Genomic DNA, 805 nt, shown 5'->3' on the forward strand with positions numbered 1-805 from the left:
ATTGGTTTTATTAAGCTTTAGGCTTCAGAATTTTGGTTCCAAAATCAAACTTCTCGAGATTTTCCGCTCTCAGCGCGTTTTTTGGCGCTTGTTTGAACATAGACCGTGTCAGTGGTAGCCATACTTGAATGCCCCAGGTCTTCCGAAACATCCTTAAGGGCGCGGCCTCGTTCAATCTCCATGCTTGCGCCTGTATGACGCAGCCAGTGAGGTGAAACATCTTTGAAAATTTGCGCTGCTTTCTCTCCTGATCGAGACCTCATAGTCTCGTAGGTTTTATCGAGCACCTGATGGACAAGACGCGCTAGTTGTCTACCACTCATACCTCCAGCCCCACGAATTTTCTCCACAATTGGTTGCTTGTCCTGTCTACCAGGCAATGCAGGCAAGCCACGCCATAGCCGATAACGTTCTAAATAAGGCAGGAAGCTATCTGGGACAGAAATGTCGCGAATTTTCTTTCCTTTACCGTATATCTTGAGCCACCAGTTTTTCTTATCGTCTTGCCAAAAGTGGCTCATAACAGGTATCCAGTCGTCACGCTCAGCTAATTCAGAAATTCTCAAAAACATTGTTTTCATTGCAGCCAATAAAAAAATATTCCGCTCAAAGAGTGAGTCTTCGTCAGCCATTTTTTCAGCCGTAATTAGTAGTAAATCCCATTGTGCCTGGTCTAGCCGCTTTGTTTCTTTTACCTGTGCATCCTTAACTAATCGCTTACAGTCTTTTTTTGCAAGACCTGCCGGATTTCCTAATGCTATTTCGCTCTCCATTAAGTGTGTGTAGAAACCGCTTATAGCAGAAA

At 44.2% G+C, this 805-nt stretch carries 1 protein-coding gene; it reads right to left on the reverse strand.

Annotated features, from left to right (window positions below; translation table 11 throughout):
* Positions 1 to 44: 44 nt before the first annotated feature.
* A partial coding sequence (locus tag A3729_RS25980; RefSeq protein WP_156498144.1) for a tyrosine-type recombinase/integrase occupies positions 45 to 805 on the reverse strand: 761 nt, incomplete at its 5' end.

This window comes from Oleiphilus sp. HI0043, from assembly GCF_001634935.1.